Origin of the sequence: Pseudomonas sp. 8BK, from assembly GCF_902506475.1 — a bacterium.
GTDB classification, from domain to species: domain Bacteria; phylum Pseudomonadota; class Gammaproteobacteria; order Pseudomonadales; family Pseudomonadaceae; genus Aquipseudomonas; species Aquipseudomonas anguilliseptica.
In genome coordinates this window covers 2023644-2045617 of the sequence record NZ_LR733252.1, presented here as the reverse complement: position 1 = coordinate 2045617, position 21974 = coordinate 2023644, and the positions used below count along the sequence as shown (strand labels likewise).

The window sequence follows — 21974 nt, the reverse complement described above, 5'->3', positions numbered from 1 at the left end:
CGGTGCGGGTGGTTGTAGTCAGCAGGCACGCTGTTTTCCTGAGTGTATTAAAAACTTGCCGAAAGCCATGGCCAGGCCTGGAGCAGGCCGCTCTGGGCCCGCTTGTGAGCAGGGCTGCGCTCGGTTGTTATGAGGTCAGTCCGCGCCGTTGCATCGCGCAGTGGCTGATCAAAACAACAACGAGGAGGCGCAATGAACGCCGTGAACAAGATCGAACAGCACAACCCTATTGGTACCGACGGCTTCGAGTTCGTCGAGTACACCGCGCCGACCCCGGAAGGCATCCAGCAGCTGCGTGAGCTGTTCACCGCCATGGGCTTTACCGAAACCGCCAAGCACCGCTCGAAAGAGGTCTGGCTGTTCCAGCAGAACGACATCAACTTCGTCCTCAATGGCAGCCCCACCGGGCATGTGCGCGAATTCGGCCTAAAGCACGGTCCGAGTGCCTGCGCCATGGCATTCCGCGTGCAGAACGCCGCCCAGGCCGCCGCTTATGTGGAATCCCAGGGCGCCAAACTGGTCGGCAGCCACGCCAACTTCGGCGAGCTGAACATTCCTTGCGTTGAGGGTATCGGTGGTTCGCTGCTGTACCTGGTGGATCGCTATGGCGATAAGACCATCTACGACGTCGACTTCGAGTACATCGAAGGCCGCACGCCGAACGACAACGCGGTCGGCCTGAAAGAGCTGGATCACCTGACTCATAACGTCAAACGCGGGCAAATGGACGTGTGGTCGGGCTTCTACGAGCGCATCGCCAATTTCCGCGAAATCCGTTACTTCGACATCGAAGGCAAGCTTACCGGCCTGCTGTCGCGCGCCATGACCGCGCCGTGCGGCAAGATCCGCATCCCGATCAACGAGTCGGCCGACGACAAGTCGCAGATCGAGGAATTTATCCGCGAGTACCAGGGCGAAGGCATCCAGCATATCGCCCTGAGCACCGAGGATATCTACGCCACCGTGCGCCAGCTGCGGGCCAATGGCGTGCAGTTTATGGTCACGCCGGGCACTTACTACGACAAGGTCGATACCCGTGTGGCCGGGCATGGCGAGCCGACCGATGTGCTGCGTGAATTGAGCATTCTGATCGATGGTGCACCGGGTGATGACGGCATTCTGCTGCAGATTTTCACCAATACGGTGATTGGTCCGATCTTCTTCGAGATCATCCAGCGCAAGGGCAACCAGGGCTTTGGCGAGGGCAATTTCAAGGCACTGTTCGAGTCGATTGAAGAAGACCAGATCAAGCGCGGCGTGATCTCCGAGGAGTGATGCCATGAGCCGTAACTGGATCAGCTTTCCCCTGCGTGAAGGCGAGTGTTCGCGTCAGGCGCACTGCGACTTTCCTGAAGGCACCTATGAACGCGAGATGGGCCGCGAGGGTTTTTTCGGCCCTACGGCGCACCTGCACCACAAACATCCGCCGACTGGCTGGATCGACTGGCAGGGGTCGCTGCGCCCGCATGCGTTCAACTTCAATGATATTTCCAGCGAGCGTGACTGCCCGCTGGCTGCGCCGCTGACCCTGCATAACAGCGATGTGAAGCTGCGCGTGTGGAAAACCCACGGCGCCATGCGCCATCTGGTGCGCAACGCCGATGGCGATGACCTGCTGTTTATTCACGAGGGAGCTGGGGAGTTTTACTGCGACTTCGGTCACCTGAGCTACCGCGACGGTGATTACCTGCTGATCCCGCGTGGTACCGCCTGGCGCATCGAGGCCCTTGAACCGACCTTTATGCTGCTGATCGAAAGCACCGACGGCGCCTATCAGCTGCCGGACAAGGGGCTGCTCGGCCCGCAGGCGATCTTCGACCCGGCGGTGCTCGATCATCCGCGCATCGATGACGCCTTCAAGGCCCAGCAGGACGAGAACACCTGGCAGATTCGCATCAAGCGCCGCGGCCAGATCAGCACGGTGACTTACCCGTACAACCCGCTGGATGTGGTCGGCTGGCATGGCGACAACACCGTGGTGCGCCTCAACTGGCGCGATATCCGCCCGCTGATGAGCCACCGCTATCACCTGCCACCCTCGGCGCACACCACCTTCGTCGCCAATGGTTTTGTGATCTGCACCTTCACCCCGCGTCCGGTGGAGAGCGACCCCGGCGCGTTGAAGGTGCCGTTCTATCACAACAACGACGACTACGATGAAGTGCTGTTCTACCACCGGGGCAACTTCTTCAGCCGCGACAATATCGAGCAGGGCATGGTCACCCTGCACCCGTGCGGTTTCCCCCACGGCCCGCACCCCAAGGCGCTGAAGAAGGCGCAAGTCGACCCGGCGACCTTTATCGATGAGGTGGCGGTGATGATCGATACCCGCCGCGCCCTGGAAGTCGGCGAAGCCGCTGCTGGGGTGGATGTTCCCGAATACGTGAATTCCTGGCGTGCGCCGGGCAAGGACTCCTAATGAAACTCGCATCACTGAACCAAGGCCGCGACGGTGTGCTCGTCGTGGTATCGCGCGACCTCAGCCGCGCCACCAGCGTGCCGACCATCGCCGCCACCCTGCAGGCCGCTCTGGATAACTGGGCGGTGGCCAAGCCCAAGCTGGAGGCGGTGTATCAGCGCCTCAACGATGGGCTGGAAGAGGGCGCGTTTGCCTTCGATCAGGCCGCCTGCCACAGCCCGTTGCCGCGCGCCTACCACTGGGCCGATGGTAGCGCTTACGTCAATCATGTGGAGCTGGTGCGCAAGGCGCGCGGCGCCGAGATTCCGGAAAGCTTCTGGCACGATCCATTGATGTACCAGGGCGGCGCCGACTGTTTTATTCCGCCGCACAGCCCGATTCAGATGGCCGATGAGGCCTGGGGTATCGATTTGGAAGCCGAGATAGCGGTGATCACCGATGACGTGCCGATGGGCGCAACCGCTGCCGAAGCGGCTGAGCATATCCAGTTGCTGATGCTGGTCAACGATGTATCGCTGCGTAATTTGATTCCCGGCGAGCTGGCCAAGGGCTTTGGCTTCTACCAGAGCAAGCCGTCGTCGAGCTTCTCGCCCGTGGCCATCACCCCAGACGAACTGGGCGACACCTGGCGCGATGGCAAGGTGCATCGGCCGCTGGTGTCGCATATCAATGGCGCGCTGTTCGGTCAGCCCAACGCTGGCGTGGACATGACCTTCAACTTCCCGACGCTGGTGGCTCACGCCGCCAAGACTCGTCCGCTGGGCTGCGGCACCATCATCGGTTCTGGCACCGTGTCGAACTACGACCGCAGCGCGGGTTCTTCCTGCCTGGCCGAGAAGCGCATGCTGGAAGTCATCGAGAGCGGGGAGGCGAAAACTCCGTTCCTCAAGTTCGGTGATCGCGTGCGCATCGAGATGTTCGATGCCGCTGGCCATAGCCTGTTCGGCGCGATCGATCAGGCGGTGGAGCGCTATGAACACTGAGTTGACGCTCCACGGCTACTGGCGCTCCAGCGCCGCCTACCGGGTGCGTATTGCGCTGAACCTCAAGGGCCTGGCCTATCAGCAAGTGCCTGTGCACCTGGTCAAGGACGGCGGCCAGCAGCATTCGGCCGAGTATCAGGCGCTAAATCCGCAGGAGCTGCTGCCGTTGCTGGTAGACCGGGGCAACGGCGGGGTACGCATCGCCCAGTCGCTGGCGATTCTCGAATACCTCGACGAGGTGTTCCCCACGCCGGCGTTGCTGCCCAGTGATGCGGCACAACGCGCCCAGGTACGTGCCCTGGCCCTGCATATCGCCTGCGATCTGCACCCTCTGAACAATCTGCGGGTGCTGCAGTACCTGAGCGGTGAGCTGGGCGTTGGCGAGAATGCCAAGGACCTTTGGTATCGCCATTGGCTGCACAAGGGCCTGGCGGCGGTCGAGACGGGGCTGGCGGTGTTCAATGATCGCCTGTCGCTCGGTGAGCGGCCTGGATATCTGGAAGCCTGTCTGGTTCCACAGCTGTATAATGCGCGCCGTTTTAACTGTGACCTTGATGCGTACCCGCGCATCCTCGCCATGGCGGCGCGTTGTGAATCCCTGGAGGCCTTTAAACAGGCTGCGCCGGAGGTGCAACCCGACGCCCAGTGATCCTGCCGGCTTCGCCGCCGTCAGGCACAGGCGAATCCGGTTTTGCAGAGCGAGTCAGGTGGCCAGATCGGCTGCCTTCACACTCTGTGTGCCTTGCCACTCCGCCGCGCCACAAGCGCTGCGGGTTCTATTTCGTCACAGATAAAAACAAACAGGTGACGCATGACCCGTGAAAAACCGAAGAACCTCTGGCTCTCGCGCTGGGGCTTTATTCTTGCTGCAACCGGCTCCGCTGTGGGGCTGGGCAATATCTGGAAATTCCCCTACATCACCGGCGAATACGGCGGCGGCGCGTTTGTGCTGATGTACCTGGCCTGCATCCTGGCCATTGGTATCCCGGTGATGATGACCGAGATCGCCATTGGCCGCCGCGGCCGTGGCAGCCCCATCGATGCGATCGGTCGGGTGGTCAAGGAAAACAACGGCAACCCGCTGTGGAAGGCGGTCGGCGGCATGGCCATGCTGGCCGGCTTTATGATCCTGTGTTTCTACGTGGTGGTGGCCGGTTGGGCCTTTGCCTACACGGTGAAAATGCTCGACGGCTCCCTGGCAGCTACCAGCGTGGAAGCCCTTGGTGGGGTATTCGAAGCGCATAACGCCAACCCCTGGCAGCTCGGCGGCTGGAGCGTGCTGGTGGCGCTGCTGACCTTGTGGATCGTCGCCAAGGGCGTGCAGAAGGGCATCGAGAATGCCGTGCGCTGGATGATGCCGGGTCTGGCCTTGATGCTGCTAATTCTGGTGGGCTACGCCTTTACCAGTGGCGGCTTCAGCGCTGGCTTCGATTTTCTGTTTACCTTCGATGCTTCGAAAATTACCGGTGAAGCGTTGCTGGCCGCGCTGGGCCATGCCTTCTTTACCCTGAGTCTGGCCTCCGGGGCAATTCTCACCTACGGCTCCTACCTGCCGGACGGCCAGTCGGTGGCGCGCACCACCTTTGTTGTGGCCATCTGCGACACCTGCGTGGCGCTGCTGGCGGGGCTGGCGATTTTCCCGATTATCTTCGCCAACGGCATGAGCCCGAGCGCCGGGCCGGGGTTGATCTTTATGAGCCTGCCGCTGGCCTTCCAGCAGATGCCGTTCGGCACAGCATTCGGCGTGCTGTTCTTCGCCATGGTGTCGATTGCCGCGCTGACTTCGGCGATCTCCATGATCGAAGCCACGGTGGCCTACCTGAATGAGAAGTACGGTATCAGCCGCTTCAAGGCTGCAGCCACTTCCGGTGCGGTGCTGCTGGTGATCAGCCTGCTGGCGATGCTCTCGTTCAACCTGCTGGCCGGTTGGACGCCGCTGGGCAAGAACTTCTTCGACTGGCTGGATTACCTGACTTCACGCTGGATGATGCCGCTGGGCGGTATCTTCATGGTGTTGCTGGCCGGTTACGCCCTGCGCAGCGAGATCATGCGTGATGAGCTGAATCTGCCGCCGCTGGGCTATGCCCTGTGGCTGTTTATGGTGCGCTACGTCAGCCCGGTGCTGATCATGGTGGTGTTCCTGCACGCTCTGGGCTGGTTGATGTTTGACCCGATTGCCCAGTGGTACTGGATTGCTGGCGCCATCGGCCTGCTCGCTGTGCTCGGTGAAGTGCTCAGGCCACGAGTCGTACCGGTGCTCGCCGGGCGTTAATCACGCCACGTTGAGCCGCAGTAGAGAAGGGCGCACAGGCAAAAGCCGTGCGCCCTTTTTATTGGCGATGCCTGAATACCTTCTGCCTAAAGATATGCCGCTGCCTGCTGGGCTTTGTTCAACGCCAGCCTGCGATTTTTCGTCTCGCAACATGTGATGGGCTCATGGCCTTTCTTATGCTCGTCATATCCTTGGCGTGGACTTTCTGGCGATAACTCGCCATTCGCGATAAAGGATCAGCGGAAACCTGCCGATAAACCGGGTTGTCCGCAGTATTCGGCTTTTGGCTTTATCGCCCTGGTCCGCCGTCAACGGCTCTGGCTCGGGCCTTTGCGTTGTTGCCTAAACCCAGCTCAGGCCTCTGGCGCAAGGGTTGCAATAAAGCGGAGCTAAACTGCCATCAGTTGTTTATGTGCTTGCCTGGGCCGCCATCGTGCAGCCTTGCTGCGCTCGATAATAAAAACGGAGTTGTTATGTCCTCTTCTGCCGCGCGTCTGTTCGCCGATCTGTCTGTCGGAAAAAAGCTTATGTGTGGCTTCGGCCTGGTGCTGTTGCTTACAGTTGCCGTTACCGGCAGTGGCTTTCTGGCGGTGCAAGCCGTATTGGACGGGCATACCAGTACCAGTGGCTTATCGGCGATCGATGCGCAGGTGTTGCAGGCCCGCCGTGCCGAGCGTGATTTTGCTCTGCGGCAAACCAGCGAGGCTGCCGCCCAGGTGCATGAGCAACTGAACCGGGTCGGCGCGACACTTGTCCAGCAGTTGGCGGCCGCATCCCGTGCCGATCAGGCGCGTCTGAAAAGCATGCAGCAGGCCATCGACGACTATCGCCGGCAGTTCGACAGTTTTGTCGAGCAGCAGAACAATGCCCGCGCGGCGCGCACGCAGATGCGTGAAGCGGCTGGTGAGGCGCGTGATCAGTTCGATGTGATTGAGTTGGACATGTACGACGCGGTGCGTGAACTGCGCCTGGAAGGTGACAAATTGCGCGGCAGTGACCCGCTGACCCTGGCGGAAACCGCTTCGGGCCTGAGCAAACGCATGCTCGACCTGCGCGGCCATGAAAGTCAGTACATCATCGATGGCTCGGCCGAAGCCCTGGAAGAGTGGACCTATATCAACGACGACCTGCAAACCGTGGCGCGCAGCCTGATGGTCTGGCTGGACGACGATCAGAAAGGCGCCATTGAAACTGCCTTGAAGGCGCTGACCCTGTATCAGCAGGCATTCACTAATTACCAGCAGGTGCGTGGACAGAGCCAGCAGAGCGAAGTGGCCATGGTTGAACGTGCCCAGGCCGTGCTGGCGTTGGTGGATGAAGCCAAAGTTCAGCAAGAGCAGGCCATGGCCGCGGACAGCCGCCAGGCCATGCTGTTGCTCGGCGCGATGGGCATTGCTGCGGTGATTATTGGCATGTTGGCGGCGCTGATTATCTCCCGCCTGATTGTCGCGCCCCTGCAGCAGACCGTGGTGTTTGCCCAGCGCATTGCGGCTGGCGACCTGACCCACGACCTGCCGCAGGATCGCCGTGACGAGCCCGGTCAATTGATGGCTGCCATGCAGGTGATGAGCGTGAGTCTGCGCACCCTGGTTGGGCGTATTGGCGGTGGCGTCAGCCAAATTGCCGCCGCTGCCGAGCAGCTTTCGGCGATCACCGCGCAAACCAGCGCGGGCGTGCAGAACCAGAAGATGGAAACTGAACAGACCGCCACCGCCATGCATGAAATGGCCGCAACCGTGCAGGAAGTGGCGCAGAACGCCGAGCAGGCTTCTCTGGCTGCCCGCGCGGCTGATCAGGAAGCGCAGCAGGGCAATCAGGTGGTGCAGCAGGCAGTCAGCCAGATTGGTCACCTGGCCACTGAAGTTGAAGAATCCGCCGAGGCCATCGCCGCGCTGAATCAGGAAAGCGCGCGGATTGGTGGGGTGCTGGAGGTGATTCGCAATGTTGCCGAACAGACCAACCTGCTCGCGCTGAACGCCGCCATCGAAGCTGCACGGGCTGGCGAGCAGGGGCGCGGCTTTGCCGTCGTGGCCGATGAAGTGCGAGCCCTGGCCAAGCGCGCGCAGGATTCCACCGAAGAAATCGAAGGGCTGATCGCCAGTCTGCAACGCCTGGCCAAGGGTGCGGTGGAGAAGATGGACAGCAGCCGCAGCCTGACTCAGCGCACCGTAACGCTGGCGGGTGAAGCCGGCGCCGCGTTGGGTCGTATTACCCAGGCGGTAAGCACCATCGAGCAGATGAACCAGCAGATTGCCGCCGCCGCCGAAGAGCAGAGCGCAGTGGCGGAAACCATCAGTGAAAGCGTGACGCGGGTGCGTGATATCGGCGAGCAAAGCGCCAGCGCCAGCCAGCAGACCGCAGCATCCAGCGCGGAGCTGGCGCGCCTGGGGGTTGAACTGCAGGGGCTCGTGGCGCAGTTCCGCAGCTAGTCAGGAGTCACGCTCAAGTCTGAAATTGCAGCACTGCGCTCTGCATGCTGCGCGCCACGCGGTCGAGGCTTTGCGCAGCGTCGGCCAGTTCATGCACGGTGCGGCTGTTTTGCTGCGACATCTGCGCGATATGTTCGACCTGCTGCGCCACCTCGCTGCTGGCGCGGCTCTGTTCGTCGATGGTCTGCGATATCTCCTCCACCACCTCGGCCGCACGTTGTGCGCCGCCGCGGATTTCACTGATCGACTCGCCGGCCTGACGCGCCAGGGACACGCCATCGTTCACCCGAGTAACGCCGGTCTGCATACTGTTGACTGCCTGCTCGGTGCTGGTGCGGATGCGTTCTATCATCCCGGTGATTTCCTGGGTCGATTGCGCGGTGCGCGCGGCCAGGTTGCGTACCTCATCGGCCACCACGGCAAAGCCACGGCCGGCCTCACCCGCGCGCGCGGCCTCGATGGCGGCGTTCAGCGCGAGCAGGTTGGTCTGTTCGGCGATGCTTTTGATTACCTGGATAATCGAGTGAATTTCTTCCGATGATTCGCCCAGTACGGTGATGGTGGCGCTGGATTCGTTAACCGCTTCGGCAATCCGGCTCATGCCGTCAACCACACCCATGATCACCTGACCGCCGTTGCTGGCCAGGTGTTCGGAATGCGAGGAAATTTCCTGGGCATTGCGCGCGTGGCCGGCGATCTGTTCGATGTTCTGCATCATCTGCTCCATGGCCCCGGCCATGCTGCTGGCACTCTGCGACTCTTCTGTGGTGCTGCGTACGATGCTCTGCGAGGCGCCGTTAAGGCTGCGCGCGGTTTGCTGCAGCTGTTCACCTTCTTGGCGGATGCCGTCGATCATCTGCCGCAGATTGCTCTGCATGTCCGCCAGTGCCTGCTGCAGCTGCCCGGCTTCATCGTTGCTGTCGACACTGATGGTGCTGCGCAGGTTGCCCTGAGCAATGTTGCGCGCCACCCCGATGATCTTCTCCAGTGGGCGCAAGACGGCTTTCATCAACTGGGTGGTGAGCAGACAGAGCAGGCAGCAGACCAGCAGAATGCCGCCAATCAGCAACCAGGCTGCCTGTTGCACGGCAGCTTCGCCGTCGCTACGGGTTTTTGCCGAGTGCGCTTCGATCAGGCCGCTGAGGGCTTCGTTCTTTTCTTCCAGATCACCGAAGCTGGCATCGAAGGCGGCCATCTGTTGGCGTGCGGCCTGCGGGTCAGTCAGGGCCAGGTTGACGATGCCCTCGGCCTGCTGGATGTAACTGGCCAGGGCTGGCTGAGACTGGCTGATGGCCTGGCGAATATCCGCGCTGAGCGGCAGTTTGGCGTTGTCGTTGAGGGTGCGGGTAAACCATTCGCTGTGCTCGCGCAGGTCATCGCGTACCTGGGTTACCGCCGCGTTGTCGGCAGGGTCGATATAGAAGGCTGCGAGTACATCGGCGCGTAGGGCGTCATGCATCATGTCGCCTTCCAGGTGGTTGCGCAGAGCGCTGACACTCAGCTGATTTTCGTTAAGGGCGCTGGCCAGGCGGGTTTGCCCCCAGAAACCGATGCTACCCAGCAGGGTGGCTGCCAGTACGCTGATCGCGCCACAGGCGATCATTTTCTGCCGGATATTCATGGCTAGACTCCAACGGAGATAGGTTGGAATTCAGCCTAGACCATGCGCAGCATCGCTGTAGGGCCGGCCCATGCAGGTCGGCAGGTGTGGTTATGGCAAGTCGCTGCTGGCCAGCGGCACTTTACGTAACTCATCAGCCCAGGCCAGAAGCGGTACTTGCACCTCGGGCTGCCATATACGCGCCCACAGCAGCTGCAGGCGCGATACATCACCGCGTTCTATCGGCAGGCGCTGGATGTTGTCATGCACGTGCCACTCGCCGTCTTTCAGGGTGGCGAAGTCGAAGCGGAAGGGGTGGAAACCGGTCATGCCCAGGCGGATGTCGGTGACCACCAGCTGCTCGCCCAGTTGGTCATAGCGCAGCACGCCATTGGTAAACCAGGCCAGCCGCGCGTGCGCCGGCGAGTCGGCCAGGGCTGCAGCCAGGTGTGTGCCACGCGGGATGCGCGCGAGCTGCGGCGGTGCATCGTCAAACCAGCTGACCAGCGCCTCGTGGTAATCCTCACCATCGAGCACTATCACCCGCCACAGCAGACTGTTGAACGGCGTGGTGGTGCTGAAGATTTGCTGAGCTTCGATGCCCTGACGCGCCAGTTCGGTTTCCACGCGCTGCTCGGCCATGTATTTGCCGCCCAGGGTAGAGCCCAGGTACAAGGAGGAAATCAGCAAGGCTAGAGCCGGAGCCCTGGCCGCCTTGTTTTGCAGATTGTGGTCGCGCAGGCCATAAAGCAGCCCAAGGGCCACGGCGACGCAAAGAGGAATGGTGTAGAGCGGGTCGATGATAAAGATGCTCGACCAGGCGGTAGGTATGGGCGTCAGCGGCCAGAGCAGCTGGGTGCCGTAGCTGGTGAAACTGTCGAGCAGCGGATGGGTAATCAGCACCAGCCACAGGGTGATAAATAACCGCTGTGCTGAATAACCGGGGTTATGCCGGAAGCGTCGGGTCAGCCAGGTCAGAAACAGCGCAAGGCCGGTGAGAACAAACAGCGAGTGGCTGAAACCACGGTGATAGGTCATATCGGCCACGGCGTCGCCGTAATCGATGACCACATCCAGATCCGGCAATGTGCCGAGCATGGCGCCGTAAAGCAGTGCCTTGCGTCCTTGCCAGCGGCCGAGCAGTGCGCCCTGAATAGTGGCACCAAGTACCGCTTGGGTTATCGAATCCATGACTGATCTCTGAATTGAACAGGCGGCTAAATTAGCCGAGCTGCCGGCCGTTTGCTGCGAAAAATATCGAAGAAAGATTTCAGCCCATGCACCGCAAAGGCGGAGTTGGCTGAACGTAACAAGGCTCTAGAAGGAGGAAATAATCCGCCCCAGCACGGCCATGGCCTGTTCGCTCTGCGCATCCCAGGGGTGGCCGTAGTTAAGCCGTGCGCAATTGCCGAAGCGCCGGGTGGCCGAGAAGATCGGTCCTGGTGCCAGGCTGATGCCCTGGGCCAGAGCCAGTTGGAACAGGCGCAAGGCATCGACCTGTTCAGGGAACTCGAACCAGAGAAAGTAGCCGCCGCTGGGACGGGTGACCTTGGTGCTGGCCGGGAAATGCCGCGCAGCCGAGGCGAGCATCGATGCCTGCTGCGCCTCCAGGGCGTGGCGCAGCTTGCGCAGGTGGCGGTCGTAGCCGCCGTGCTGCAGGTACTCGGCCAGGGCGGCCTGGGCCGGCACGGAGGGCGAGATGGTGGTCATCAGCTTGAGCCGGCTGATCTGCTCGGCATAGCGCCCGCCAGCCACCCAGCCAACCCGATAACCCGGCGCCAGGCATTTGGAAAACGAGCCGCAGTGCATCACCAGGCCGTCGCGGTCGAAGCTTTTCACCGGTTTGGGCGGCTGGCTGCCGAAATACAGCTCGGCGTACACGTCATCCTCGATCAGCGGCACCTGATGGCGCAGCAGCAGTTCATACAGCGCGTGCTTCTTGTCATCGCTCATGCTCGCGCCGAGTGGGTTCTGCAGGCTGCTCATAAACCAGCAGGCCTTGATCGGCAGGCTGGCCAGACGCTCGCTGAGCACCTCCAGGTCGATGCCTTCACGGGGGTTGACCGGGATTTCCACCGCCTTGAGCTTTAACCGCTCCAGCACCTGCAACGTGGCGTAGAAGGCCGGTGCCTCGATGGCCACCAGATCGCCGGGTTGGGTCACCGTCTGTAGACACAGATTGAGTGCTTCCATGGCGCCGCTGGTGATCACCAGTTCTTCCAGGGGCAACATCACGCCGCTGACCATATAACGCAGGGCAATCTGCCGGCGCAGGTTGGGGTTGCCCTCGGTCATATCGGCGATCACCGCTTGCGGCGGCATATCACGCAGGCTGTGCGCCATAGCGCGGGCCAGGCGCGCCAGAGGAAACAACTGCGGGCTGGGGAAGGCCGAGCCGAATGGCACGGTGCCTGGGTCTTTGAGTGAGGCGAGGACCGAGAACACCAGCTCGCTGACATCCACTTCGGTGGTTTGCGTCGGCTGTTGGCTGGTTTCCGGTTCGGCCAGGGAATGCCGCGCCAACTCGCGGACGAAGTAGCCGGAGCGCGCGCGGGCCTGGATCAGGCCGCGGTCTTCCAGCAGGTAATAGGCTTGGAACACCGTGGATGGGCTGACCCCATAGGTACGGCTGGCGTGGCGCACCGAGGGCACCTTTTCGCCGGGAGCGAGCATGCCCGTGCGGATCAGTTCGGCAATCTGGTCGGCGAATTTCTCGTAGCGTTTCATCGTGTCCGTAGGGGCGGCCAGTGGATGACCGCACTCTACGTGGAGTTGCTTGGCCATGCGACTGTCAGCGCCCGCGCGGTGACAGAAAAACGCTCTGCGTCTGTGCCTGCTCGCTGCTATCGGCCAGGTTATGGATCGCGAAGCGCACGGGTAGGGTGCTGGTGGCGGCCTCTTCACGCTCCAGCACCACGGTCACTGGGACATCGAGGATTTCTCCGGGGTTGAGCTGCAACTGCTGCGGCGCATCCAGGCGCAGGCCGGGGCTGTCGACCAGCGCCAGAGCATAACGCTGCGGCTGCTGGGTCTTGTTGATCACCTTGAGCAGGTAGGTGTTCTCGATCTGCCCCAGTTGGTTCTCGCGGAACATGCTGCGGTCCTTGGCCGAGTCGATGGACAACATCGAACGCGCGCTCAAGGCCCAGACAAAGGCGGCAAGCATCAGCACCAGGGCTATGCCGTAGCCAACCAGCCGTGGCCGCAGCCAGTGGGTCTTGCCACCTTGCAGTTCGCGCTCGGAGTGATAGCCGACAAGGCCTCGGGCATAACCCATCTTGTCCATGATCGAATCGCAGGCGTCGATACAGGCGCCGCAGCTGATGCAGTCGATCTGCAGGCCATCGCGGATATCGATACCGGTTGGGCAGACCTGCACGCACATATGACAGTCGATGCAGTCGCCCAGGCCTTCGGCTTTGTGGTCGCTGTCTTTCCTGCGCGGGCCACGGCCTTCACCGCGCTTGGCGTCGTAGGCCACCAGCAGGGTGTCGTCATCGAACATTGCACTCTGGAAGCGCGAGTACGGGCACATGTGTACGCAGACCTTCTCGCGCAGCCAGCCGGCGTTAAGGTAGGTGGCGGCCATAAAGAACAGCAGCCACACCAGCGTACTGCCGTCCAGTTGCAGGTGCAGCAGGTCGCTGGCCAATGGGCGGATTGGCGTGAAATATCCGATAAAGGTCAGCGCCGTGAGCAGGCTGACGCCTAGCCAGATCGCGTGTTTGGCGCTGCGCCGCGCCAGTTTTTTCAGTGACCAGGGCGCAGCATCGAGCTTGATGCGCTGATTACGCTCGCCCTCGGTGACTTTCTCTGCCCACATAAATACCCAGGTCCACACACTCTGCGGGCAGGTATAGCCACACCACACCCGTCCGGCCACCACGGTGATGGTGAACAGGCCAAAGGCGGCAATGATCAGCAGCGCCGAGAGCAGGGTGAAGTCCTGCGGCCAGAAGGTCGCGCCGAAGATGTAGTAGCGGTGCTCGGCCAGGTTCCACAGCACCGCCTGACGGCCGCCCCAGTCGAGCCAGGCGGTGCCAAAGAAGATCAGAAACAACAAGCCCGCACCGTACAGGCGCAGGTTGCGATAAAGGCCAGTGAAGCTGCGGGTGTGGATCGGGCCGCCAGCCTGCGAAGGCGTCAGGCGGATAGGCTGGCGCGGGTCGATGGTCTCGATGATCTGCGCGGGAATACGTTCGCTCATTACGGGCCTCGTCGGGCTTTATCAGGCGAGGCGAATGATGCGAGCGCAGCTGTTTGGATAACAGACTCAGGTTTTCCAATAAAAAGCGGATCAGATGCTCTGAAAATTCATGGTGTGGGGGAGGCTGTGCTGAATGTTGCAGCAGGTGCATTGCCGACAGCAGTCAAGCAGCAGCCTCTGTAACGTGCTTTCTCGCTGATTTTGAGGCCGTCGTGTTTAGTGTCTACGCGGCAACGGCATGCGGCATAGAACGTTTGGCTAAGGGGCTGGCTTTAGCCAGTCCCAGTGAGCGCAACGAACGAATTGAACCACTAGTTAGGTGCTATGCACACACATATCAACTTGCTTTGAATGCGATTTTTCATTTCAAAGCCTCGTTGATCAGGCCTAACCCAAAACCTGTAGCAATTAGCAAGACGAAGTAACCAGTTGCCCTGAGGAATTTTGCACGGTGAACATTACCAGTTTCAGTAAAGAAAGTTGGCATGAACAATGAGAGCGGAATGAATCTTCCCCATTCTTTTTCGGACTTGAAATTGTTAGTTGTTTTGAATAAATGGTAAGCCGCAAATATCCAAACAACAAAAGCGGACATGCAGCATGCTAAAAACAATATTACGAATATGAGTCCGACACCGTCAGTATTCATATGCACCTAACTATTAGCTCGCGGGAGTAGCACTGGCACCGGTGGTACCAGACGAATAATCAATCCGGCTCCTGAAAGGCAGGAGTCGTTGCGCAGTAATCGATCAATTCTGCAGTTTCGCTGGTCAGCAGCTGCGATTCAGCATGCAGAGTCGCGCTACTCAGTCTTCCAGTGTTGCCAACTGTTCCAGGATGCGTGTGTAGTTTTCGACACCTTGCGCGCCGGTCACAAGGTGGCGGCGGTTGAAGATCACGGCTGGGACACCACTGATACCTTGGCTTATCCACGACTGTTCAGTCGCGCGCACTTCGTTGGCGAAGCGTTGGTCTGCAAGAACGGCCAGCGCGCCGTCACGATTTAGCCCAATCTCTGCGGCCACATCGGCCAGTACGTTGTTATCCGAGAGATTGCGGCGATGGGTGAAGTGCGCGACGAAAAACGCCTGTTTCAAGTCGTGCATGCGGCCCTGTTGATCGGCCCAATGCAGAAGCTGATGAACGTTGAAGGTGTTGTGCATGCGCATGTCGTCGGTAAAACTGAACTCGAAGCCCAGCTCTGCGCCGGCCTGCGTTATCCGTAGACGGTTCTCATGCGACTGCTCTTTGCTCGCCCCATATTTCTCCGCGAGGTGTTCGCGCAGGTTTTGTCCTTCGGGCACCATGTCGGGGTTTAGCTCAAACGGCTGCCAATGCAGCTCATAGTCGGTGCCGCTGGCTTGCAGGGCCTTTTCCAGCTGCCGGTAACCGACGATGCACCACGGGCAAACCACATCAGAAACGATGTCGATGTGCAGTTTTTTTGAGTTGAGAGTGGTCATGGACGCTTCCTCCGCGTGAATTCAATGCGTCGTAGGATAGCCCGGTGATAGGTTTCTCAGCGACCGCGTCGGGCTGAAAATAACCGATATGAATTTCCGTGCTGCGGCGTCCTGAGAGATTGACCGCAGCATCTGCTCCGTATTTTTTCGCTGAATCTGCCGCTGTTTCGGTATCAGAGCCACGGGCATAGTGCGGCCATCGACAATAGCCGAGGCCGCCGATGTACCAATACGATGAATACGACCACGCGCTGGTGCATGAGCGTGTGGCGCAGTTTCGCGATCAGGTTGAGCGCCGTATCAGTGGCGAACTGAGCGAGGAAGAGTTTCTACCACTGCGCCTGCAGAATGGTCTGTACCTGCAGAAGCATGCCTACATGCTGCGGGTGGCGATCCCCTACGGGACGTTGGCGGCACGGCAGATGCGTGCATTGGCCAATATCGCGCAGCAATACGACCGGGGTTATGGGCACTTCACTACCCGGCAGAACATCCAGTTCAACTGGATCGAGCTTGAGCAGGTGCCGGATATTCTCGAACACCTGGCCGAGGTGGAGATGCATGCGATCCAGACCTCCGGCAACTGTGTGCGCAATATCACCACTGAAGCCTTCGCCGGGGTCGCTGCCGATGAGCTGCTGGACCCGCGTCCGTTGGCGGAAATCTTGCGACAGTGGTCGACTATCAACCCAGAGTTTCTCTATCTGCCGCGCAAGTTCAAGATCGCTCTGTGCGCGGCTGAGCAAGACCGCGCGGCGGTGATGATGCATGACATCGGCCTGTACCTGTACCGCGACGAGGCAGGGGAGTTGTTGTTGCGGGTGATGGTGGGCGGCGGCTTGGGGCGTACGCCAATCCTCAGTCAGCAGATTCGCGAGGCGTTGCCCTGGCGGCATCTGCTGTCCTATGTCGAGGCGGTGCTGCGTGTGTACAACCGCCATGGCCGCCGCGACAACAAGTACAAGGCGCGTATCAAGATTCTGGTCAAAGCCCTGGGGATCGAGGCGTTCGCACGCGAGGTTGAGGCTGAGTGGCAGCACATCAAAGATGGCCCGGCCGAATTGACCCAGGAAGAGTATCAGCGCGTGGCCGATGCCTTCGTCGCGCCGGCCTATGAGCAATTACCTGAGGTTGACCTGGGCTTCGGTACTGCCATGGCGCAGAACGCTGAGTTTGCCCGTTGGGTGTCGCGCAATACCCTGGCGCACAAGGTGCCGGGTTATACCGCCGTGGTGTTGTCGACCAAACCGGGCATTAGCGCGCCGCCCGGTGATGTGACCGCGCAGCAGATGGACGTGCTTGCCGATCTGGCTGAGCGCTTTGGCTTCGCCGAGTTGCGCATTGCCCATGAGCAGAATGTTGTGCTGCCCGACATCCGTAAGACGGATTTGTATGCCTTGTGGCAAGCGGCGGGAGAGGCTGGCCTAGCAACGCCAAATATCGGCTTGCTCACGGATGTGATTGCCTGCCCGGGTGGCGACTTCTGCGCCCTGGCCAACGCCAAGTCGATCCCAATCGCTCAGGCTATTCAACAGCGCTTCGACGACCTCGATTACCTGCATGACCTGGGCGATATCAGCCTGAATATCTCCGGTTGCATGAATGCCTGCGGTCATCACCACATTGGCAACATCGGTATTCTCGGTGTCGATAAAAACGGCAGCGAGTGGTACCAGGTGACCATCGGTGGCTCGCAAGGCAAGAGCAGTGCGTTGGGTAAGGTGATTGGTCCGGCGTTCAGTGCTGAGCAGATTCCTGAGGTGATCGATGGGCTAGTGCGAACCTTCACCGATTACCGTGAAGCCGAGGAGCGCTTTGTCGATACCGTGCAGCGAATCGGCCTGGAACCGTTCAAGGAACAGGTTTATCGCAAGCAGCAGGTGAGCGCATGAACAATTTGATCAGGCTGATTGATGGTGTGCCGAGCATCGTCGAGAACGACCCTTGGTGCTTATTGGCTGACAACCTCGCGGCTTATTCTGCCACGCCGCTGATCTTGCCGCTGAGTACTTGGTTTGAACGGCAGGACGAGAGCATTTTACGGGGGGAGCGTTTCAGTCTAGAGGGCGTTTGCCTCGCGCCGGATGATGACGTGGAGAGCCTGCAAACTCATCTGCCGATCGTGCCGTTGATCGCTATCGACTTCCCCAGCTTTCGTGACGGCCGTGGCTACAGTCAGGCTTACTTGTTGCGCACGCGACTGGGGTGGCAGGGTGAGTTGCGCGCGGTAGGCGATGTACTGCGAGACCAGCTCAGCCATATGCGCCAATGCGGTTTCGATGCGTTCGCCGTGCGCGAGGATAAGTCGGTCGAGGAGGCGCTTAAAGGCTTGGCGGGCATGAGTGTGTTGTACGGTCGTTCAGCGATAGAGCCACGTCCTTTGTTTCGTCGGCGAGCTGATGGCAGCCAAGGATGATGCTCAAAGGCCTTACCTGGCTGGTCCTCCTGCAAATACTCGGAAGTCTTGTCAGTGAGCTGTTGCTACCCGCGCTGCCGGGTAGCGTGATTGGCCTACTGCTGTTGTTTGCCTATCTGCTGCTGCGCGGGCAGGTCAGTGAGCCGCTGAGCCAGGCAAGCAGCATCCTGTTGCAGTACCTGCCGTTGCTGTTTGTCGTGCCCGCTGCGGGAATCATGCTGGCCAGCGATGCACTGCTTGCTGACCTGCCGGCCATTCTCACTGCGTTGTGTCTGTCGTTACTGGTCACGTTGCCGTTGTGCGGCTGGATGATGCAGCGCCGGGCCACTCGTGTTGAGCAGCGGGAGGAGGGCCACCATGAGTGAGTGGTCGTGGTTGGCTGTGGGGCGATTGGTGGTTGATCATCCGCTATTCCCTGTTGGGCTGACGCTGCTGGCGTTTCAGTTTGCCCTATGGCTGTACCGGCGCAGCGGTTGGTTGGTGTTGCAGCCGGTGATGGTAGCCATGTTGCTGGTTGTGAGCGCGTTATTGGCCTGCGGCATGGATTACCCCACCTACCGTCAAGGGGCTGCGCCCATTGCCTTTCTCCTCGGTCCGGTGACCATCGCCCTGGCCGTCCCCTTGTACAACAACATCAAACGCATCCGCCTGCTGGCCTGGCCGGTGCTGCTGACTGTACTGGTCGGCGGCTCGTTGACGGTTACGCTGACGCTGCTGATTGCCCATGCAATGGGTGCACAACTGCCAGTATTGGCGAGCCTATCGGGTAAGTCGGTGACCATGCCCATTGCCATGCTGGCGGCGGAGCAACTCGGCGGCCTTGCTTCCCTGGCAGCGGTGTTCGTTATGCTGACCGGGGTTATTGGTACGGCATTGGGGCCTTGGTTGCTGGGCGTGTTCAAGGTGACTCACCCGGCGGCGCGTGGGTTGAGCTACGGCATCAATGCTCACGCAATTGGCACCGCACGGGCGCTGGAGGAGGGCTCCGAGTGTGGTGCCTTTGCCGCTCTAGGCATGAGTCTGCTCGGAGTAATCAGCGCCGTACTCTTGCCATTGCTGGCCGGCTGGGCGCTCGCCGGCTTGTGACATACAGTTTTAAGGTTTGGCGGAGTTGTGCGCCTGTCAGCCTTGCAAGGTACTTAGCTGGGCAGCGACCAAGCTCAATACAGCTCCAGCGCCAAGGGCAGGTTGATCCGGCTCATCGCTGGCTTCGAAGTCTTGTTCTTGGTTTTTGTGGAAAGACTTTATAGCGATTTGCTTGTTTATATGTAGACGGCCGATGACTGTTTTGGCCGTTTCCAGCTGCTTTCCACTGGCTGTGATGGGGCGACGACTGCCGGACGAGATCGGACCCGGCCAGAGGCATCCCCCATCGAGTGGTTACGAAACCTGGTGCAACTCCAGCTAAGAACACCTACTGAAGTTTTTAGTTCATGTGTTGCGTCAACGCGGTTGCGTTTCCAGCTCAAAAGGTATACTCGGAAAGCATGGACTGAATGTATGGTGTTGATTCTATGACCACCGAACGCTCCGCAGCCAACACAACAAAAGCTTTGCGACTTGAACAGATCCGAGTCGAACTTAATCAACGCTGGATTGAGCAGGAGCTCGAACGCGTTAATGAGGTTTTCTTCTCTGCACTCAAAGAGGCCGTAGAGTACTGTGAACAATTGCGTAGTGAACTTGCAAGCCAGCAACTGCTGGAGCAAGAGACCAAAGCCAAACTAACCATTGCTGACAAGTTACGCTTTAAGCTCGGTATTCCTTTTTCGTCTGCAAGTATGTCGGCAGCAGCACAACAACTATCGATAATTAGTGAGCGCATCGAGCAGCTGCAAAATGACATTCTGCTGAACAGCCCAGGCGCTAAAGCCTCCTCACCTGACACCAGTTCAAAGTTGCTCACAGCAATAGCGCAAAACGATAGGGCATTACGCCTAGCTAAAGCCAATAACAACAGCGCACGATCCGCCTGGGTAGAGGAACAACTGCAAAACCAACTCATTGATGAGCGTGTCCAATTAGACGCCCGACGTAAGCAGGTGTCTCAAACCAAAGCCGACCGCAAGGCATTGCGTTCTAACGTTGAGCTGATAGTCACAATCGAAGGCCAGCGTGGCATGTCGACAGGCGTGACCAGAGACATCTCCGATACGGGCGTATTCATTGAGTTAAAAGATGCCGACAAGATGTTCATTGAAGGTGAATTGCTTACCGTACAGGTCAAAGACCTACCTGTTGAATCGACGGCTGTTCGTGGGGTGGCGGTGCGCGTTAGCAGTAATGGTTTGGGCGTGCGCTTGATCTCCGCTAAGAACACCTTGCGCACGCATATTGAAAACCAAGATCACTCGCAGTAATCAATCCTTGCCTGTAGGTCACCCAGAACGAGAGTTCCACGTTCTGATTGCAGCTGACGACTGAAATGGCCGTTCTCAATCATTCACGACTGGCTGAAAACTACCCGTTAGAAGCTGCCGATAGCATTTGCTTTTCTGCGTCAGAGAAATTGAGCACATCAGTTGATCTGAGACTCTGCGGCGCAACGGCTAGCTCTGTTAAAAATTCTTAGGACGACTGGTAATGCGATCAGGCAACGGTCCTACGTTAGCGTTATCCTGACCCCCCCCCCTTTGCCGCACTGAAGCCCATCCATGCTGGCTATATCCAACAGCGTTCATCTGCCTGACGATGAAGTCGAACTAACCGCTATCCGTGCTCAGGGCGCGGGCGGGCAGAACGTCAATAAAGTCTCCAGCGCGATACATCTGCGCTTCGACATCCAGGCTTCCAGTTTGCCGCCGTTCTACAAGGAGCGGCTCTTGGTCTTGCGCGACAGCCGTATCACCGCTGAAGGCGTAGTAATTATCAAAGCCCAGCAGTACCGCACCCAGGAGCAGAACCGTGCCGATGCCCTGGAACGTCTGGCCGAGCTGATTCGCAGCGCCGTCAAAATCGAAAAAGCCCGCCGCCCGACCAAGCCAACCCTGGGCTCGAAAAAGCGCCGTCTGCAAGGCAAGAGCATTCGCGGCACGATCAAGGCGGGGCGCGGCAAGGTTGATTTTTAACAGCTGCTGTTGGGCTGTTCTGGGTGTTGGTTATTCATGAGGTAAATAGAGTTTTCTGAGTGGCATATTTGACTACTATGCACGAATGAAAACGACCCTTGATGAACTGCTGGCCTTTGTCAGCGTGGTGGACAGCGGCTCGATCAGCGCCGCTGCAGAGCAACTGACGCAGACTGCCTCAGGCGTCAGTCGCGCGCTTAGTCGATTGGAAGAAAAGCTCGATGTCACGCTGCTGCGCCGCACCACGCGGCGGCTGGAGCTGACGGAAGAGGGCCAGGCCTTCCTGGTTCAGGCGCGCAAGATTCTCGAGGCAGTGGAAAGCGCCGAAGAGCAGATGAAGGTGCGCCGGCAAAAGCCAGCAGGGCGTTTGCGGGTGAATGCCGCCGCGCCCTTTATGTTGCATGCAGTGGTGCCGCTGGTGGCGGGGTTTCGGGCGCAATACCCGGATATTCAGCTGGAGCTGCACAGCAGCGACCAGATCATCGACCTGCTGGAGCAGCGTACCGACGTGGCCATCCGTATCGGTGCGCTGCGCGACTCCACCCTGCATGCGCGACCGCTGGGCAGCAATCGCCTGCGTATTCTCGCCAGCCCGACCTACCTCAAGGCGCATGGCACGCCAAAAAGCGTCGAGCAGCTGAGCGGGCATAGCCTGCTCGGCTTTACCCAGCCAGACAGCCTTAACCAGTGGCCGCTGCGCCATGCGCAGGGGGATACCTACAGCATCACTCCGAGTCTTAGCGCCTCCAGCGGCGAAACCTTGCGTCAACTGGCGTTGAGTGGTGCAGGGATCGTTTGCCTGGCGGATTTTATGACTGCCGCCGACCGCGCCAGCGGCGAGCTTGTGCAGCTATTGTTGCGCGACACTGTCGAGGTGCGCCAGCCGATTCATGCGGTGTATTACCGCAACACCGCGTTGGCGTCGCGCATCACCTGTTTTCTTGATTACCTGAGCAGTCAGCTGGTTGAGTCTGTACAGACGGGCTAAGCGCTTTGCTGTTTGGGTAGCGGAGGGCTGGCCCGCGCATTGACTCAGCTAGCGCAATAGCCAAGACCGCTCCTGCCTTGTCACTGCAATCACTCGATCTGGATTTAATCCGATATTTTTTCGGGC

The 21974-nt window shown here is 59.7% G+C and carries 19 protein-coding genes and 1 pseudogene; 14 read left to right on the top strand and 6 right to left on the bottom strand.

Going from position 1 to position 21974, the window contains the following annotated elements:
- Positions 1 to 192 precede the first annotated feature (192 nt).
- From hppD to ACIN8IBEIGE_RS21160, 7 genes and pseudogenes are all read left to right on the top strand, one after another.
- Positions 193 to 1275 carry a 4-hydroxyphenylpyruvate dioxygenase gene (hppD, locus tag ACIN8IBEIGE_RS09350; protein WP_160014400.1) on the top strand — a complete coding sequence of 361 codons (1083 nt, stop codon included), beginning with the start codon at positions 193 to 195 and terminating at the stop codon, positions 1273 to 1275.
- A gap of 4 nt (positions 1276 to 1279) precedes the next feature.
- The gene (locus ACIN8IBEIGE_RS09345) at positions 1280 to 2419 is read left to right on the top strand and encodes a homogentisate 1,2-dioxygenase (RefSeq protein WP_160014399.1); all 1140 of its coding nucleotides are present in this window, start codon (positions 1280 to 1282) and stop codon (positions 2417 to 2419) included.
- Positions 2419 to 3402: a fumarylacetoacetate hydrolase family protein gene (locus ACIN8IBEIGE_RS09340; protein WP_160014398.1), complete on the top strand. Its 984-nt coding sequence runs from the start codon at positions 2419 to 2421 to the stop codon at positions 3400 to 3402. Before ACIN8IBEIGE_RS09345 ends, ACIN8IBEIGE_RS09340 begins: the two co-directional genes overlap by 1 nt.
- A complete protein-coding gene (gene maiA / locus ACIN8IBEIGE_RS09335) occupies positions 3392 to 4051 on the top strand; it encodes a maleylacetoacetate isomerase (protein WP_160014397.1) in 660 nt (219 codons plus the stop codon). The genes ACIN8IBEIGE_RS09340 and maiA overlap by 11 nt, the downstream gene beginning before the upstream one ends.
- Before the next feature lie 162 nt (positions 4052 to 4213).
- Entirely contained in the window at positions 4214 to 5674 is a 1461-nt protein-coding gene (locus tag ACIN8IBEIGE_RS09330) for a sodium-dependent transporter (protein WP_160014396.1), read from the top strand.
- A gap of 410 nt (positions 5675 to 6084) precedes the next feature.
- Positions 6085 to 7245: pseudogene (locus ACIN8IBEIGE_RS21165) on the top strand (HAMP domain-containing protein); the annotation flags it as partial.
- Positions 7222 to 8103, top strand: coding sequence for a methyl-accepting chemotaxis protein (locus ACIN8IBEIGE_RS21160; RefSeq protein WP_372240008.1), 882 nt, complete (start codon positions 7222 to 7224; stop codon positions 8101 to 8103). The pseudogene ACIN8IBEIGE_RS21165 and the gene ACIN8IBEIGE_RS21160, both read left to right, overlap by 24 nt.
- A gap of 13 nt (positions 8104 to 8116) precedes the next feature.
- Here the strand turns inward: ACIN8IBEIGE_RS21160 and ACIN8IBEIGE_RS09320 are convergent, their stop codons facing one another.
- The 6 genes from ACIN8IBEIGE_RS09320 to ACIN8IBEIGE_RS09295 form a co-directional block, all read right to left on the bottom strand.
- The gene (locus tag ACIN8IBEIGE_RS09320; RefSeq protein ID WP_160014394.1) at positions 8117 to 9724 is read right to left on the bottom strand and encodes a methyl-accepting chemotaxis protein; all 1608 of its coding nucleotides are present in this window, start codon (positions 9722 to 9724) and stop codon (positions 8117 to 8119) included.
- Between the two features lie 90 nt (positions 9725 to 9814).
- Positions 9815 to 10894 carry a metal-dependent hydrolase gene (locus tag ACIN8IBEIGE_RS09315; protein ID WP_160014393.1) on the bottom strand — a complete coding sequence of 360 codons (1080 nt, stop codon included), beginning with the start codon at positions 10892 to 10894 and terminating at the stop codon, positions 9815 to 9817.
- Positions 10895 to 11020: 126 nt separating this feature from the next.
- The gene (gene mapR, locus ACIN8IBEIGE_RS09310; protein WP_160016350.1) at positions 11021 to 12430 is read right to left on the bottom strand and encodes a GntR family transcriptional regulator MpaR; all 1410 of its coding nucleotides are present in this window, start codon (positions 12428 to 12430) and stop codon (positions 11021 to 11023) included.
- Positions 12431 to 12494: 64 nt separating this feature from the next.
- Positions 12495 to 13910 (bottom strand): cytochrome c oxidase accessory protein CcoG, encoded by a 1416-nt coding sequence (gene ccoG, locus ACIN8IBEIGE_RS09305; RefSeq protein ID WP_160014392.1) that lies wholly within the window; start codon positions 13908 to 13910, stop codon positions 12495 to 12497.
- 361 nt (positions 13911 to 14271) lie between these two features.
- Entirely contained in the window at positions 14272 to 14505 is a 234-nt protein-coding gene (locus ACIN8IBEIGE_RS09300) for a hypothetical protein (protein WP_160014391.1), read from the bottom strand.
- A gap of 214 nt (positions 14506 to 14719) precedes the next feature.
- Positions 14720 to 15376: a DsbA family oxidoreductase gene (locus ACIN8IBEIGE_RS09295; RefSeq protein ID WP_160014390.1), complete on the bottom strand. Its 657-nt coding sequence runs from the start codon at positions 15374 to 15376 to the stop codon at positions 14720 to 14722.
- A 221-nt stretch (positions 15377 to 15597) separates the two neighbouring features.
- Between ACIN8IBEIGE_RS09295 and ACIN8IBEIGE_RS09290 the strand changes: the two genes are divergently transcribed.
- The 7 genes from ACIN8IBEIGE_RS09290 (at position 15598) to ACIN8IBEIGE_RS09260 (ending at position 21848) form a co-directional block, all read left to right on the top strand.
- The gene (locus ACIN8IBEIGE_RS09290; RefSeq protein WP_160014389.1) at positions 15598 to 17268 is read left to right on the top strand and encodes a nitrite/sulfite reductase; all 1671 of its coding nucleotides are present in this window, start codon (positions 15598 to 15600) and stop codon (positions 17266 to 17268) included.
- Complete coding sequence (locus ACIN8IBEIGE_RS09285; RefSeq protein ID WP_160014388.1) at positions 17265 to 17792, top strand: DUF934 domain-containing protein; 528 nt, start codon at positions 17265 to 17267, stop codon at positions 17790 to 17792. Before ACIN8IBEIGE_RS09290 ends, ACIN8IBEIGE_RS09285 begins: the two co-directional genes overlap by 4 nt.
- Positions 17789 to 18157, top strand: coding sequence for a CidA/LrgA family protein (locus tag ACIN8IBEIGE_RS09280; protein WP_160014387.1), 369 nt, complete (start codon positions 17789 to 17791; stop codon positions 18155 to 18157). Before ACIN8IBEIGE_RS09285 ends, ACIN8IBEIGE_RS09280 begins: the two co-directional genes overlap by 4 nt.
- Positions 18150 to 18878 carry an LrgB family protein gene (locus tag ACIN8IBEIGE_RS09275; RefSeq protein ID WP_160014386.1) on the top strand — a complete coding sequence of 243 codons (729 nt, stop codon included), beginning with the start codon at positions 18150 to 18152 and terminating at the stop codon, positions 18876 to 18878. The genes ACIN8IBEIGE_RS09280 and ACIN8IBEIGE_RS09275 overlap by 8 nt, the downstream gene beginning before the upstream one ends.
- 428 nt (positions 18879 to 19306) lie before the next feature.
- Positions 19307 to 20152: a PilZ domain-containing protein gene (locus tag ACIN8IBEIGE_RS09270; RefSeq protein WP_160014385.1), complete on the top strand. Its 846-nt coding sequence runs from the start codon at positions 19307 to 19309 to the stop codon at positions 20150 to 20152.
- A 294-nt stretch (positions 20153 to 20446) separates the two neighbouring features.
- Positions 20447 to 20860, top strand: a complete 414-nt coding sequence (gene arfB / locus ACIN8IBEIGE_RS09265; protein WP_160014384.1) for an alternative ribosome rescue aminoacyl-tRNA hydrolase ArfB — start codon at positions 20447 to 20449, stop codon at positions 20858 to 20860.
- 85 nt (positions 20861 to 20945) lie between these two features.
- Complete coding sequence (locus ACIN8IBEIGE_RS09260; RefSeq protein WP_160014383.1) at positions 20946 to 21848, top strand: LysR family transcriptional regulator; 903 nt, start codon at positions 20946 to 20948, stop codon at positions 21846 to 21848.
- The last annotated feature ends 126 nt before the right edge of the window (positions 21849 to 21974 follow it).

Bases quoted from the DNA above. Each gene is read 5' to 3' on its own strand.
- hppD (WP_160014400.1), top strand. From the start codon at position 193: ATGAACGCCGTGAACAAGATCGAACAGCACAACCCTATTGGTACCGAC.
- ACIN8IBEIGE_RS09345 (WP_160014399.1), top strand. From the start codon at position 1,280: ATGAGCCGTAACTGGATCAGCTTTCCCCTGCGTGAAGGCGAGTGTTCG.
- ACIN8IBEIGE_RS09340 (WP_160014398.1), top strand. From the start codon at position 2,419: ATGAAACTCGCATCACTGAACCAAGGCCGCGACGGTGTGCTCGTCGTG.
- maiA (WP_160014397.1), top strand. From the start codon at position 3,392: ATGAACACTGAGTTGACGCTCCACGGCTACTGGCGCTCCAGCGCCGCC.
- ACIN8IBEIGE_RS09330 (WP_160014396.1), top strand. From the start codon at position 4,214: ATGACCCGTGAAAAACCGAAGAACCTCTGGCTCTCGCGCTGGGGCTTT.
- ACIN8IBEIGE_RS21160 (WP_372240008.1), top strand. From the start codon at position 7,222: ATGGCTGCCATGCAGGTGATGAGCGTGAGTCTGCGCACCCTGGTTGGG.
- ACIN8IBEIGE_RS09320 (WP_160014394.1), bottom strand. From the start codon at position 9,724: ATGAATATCCGGCAGAAAATGATCGCCTGTGGCGCGATCAGCGTACTG.
- ACIN8IBEIGE_RS09315 (WP_160014393.1), bottom strand. From the start codon at position 10,894: ATGGATTCGATAACCCAAGCGGTACTTGGTGCCACTATTCAGGGCGCA.
- mapR (WP_160016350.1), bottom strand. From the start codon at position 12,430: ATGAAACGCTACGAGAAATTCGCCGACCAGATTGCCGAACTGATCCGC.
- ccoG (WP_160014392.1), bottom strand. From the start codon at position 13,910: ATGAGCGAACGTATTCCCGCGCAGATCATCGAGACCATCGACCCGCGC.
- ACIN8IBEIGE_RS09300 (WP_160014391.1), bottom strand. From the start codon at position 14,505: ATGTCCGCTTTTGTTGTTTGGATATTTGCGGCTTACCATTTATTCAAA.
- ACIN8IBEIGE_RS09295 (WP_160014390.1), bottom strand. From the start codon at position 15,376: ATGACCACTCTCAACTCAAAAAAACTGCACATCGACATCGTTTCTGAT.
- ACIN8IBEIGE_RS09290 (WP_160014389.1), top strand. From the start codon at position 15,598: ATGTACCAATACGATGAATACGACCACGCGCTGGTGCATGAGCGTGTG.
- ACIN8IBEIGE_RS09285 (WP_160014388.1), top strand. From the start codon at position 17,265: ATGAACAATTTGATCAGGCTGATTGATGGTGTGCCGAGCATCGTCGAG.
- ACIN8IBEIGE_RS09280 (WP_160014387.1), top strand. From the start codon at position 17,789: ATGATGCTCAAAGGCCTTACCTGGCTGGTCCTCCTGCAAATACTCGGA.
- ACIN8IBEIGE_RS09275 (WP_160014386.1), top strand. From the start codon at position 18,150: ATGAGTGAGTGGTCGTGGTTGGCTGTGGGGCGATTGGTGGTTGATCAT.
- ACIN8IBEIGE_RS09270 (WP_160014385.1), top strand. From the start codon at position 19,307: ATGACCACCGAACGCTCCGCAGCCAACACAACAAAAGCTTTGCGACTT.
- arfB (WP_160014384.1), top strand. From the start codon at position 20,447: ATGCTGGCTATATCCAACAGCGTTCATCTGCCTGACGATGAAGTCGAA.
- ACIN8IBEIGE_RS09260 (WP_160014383.1), top strand. From the start codon at position 20,946: ATGAAAACGACCCTTGATGAACTGCTGGCCTTTGTCAGCGTGGTGGAC.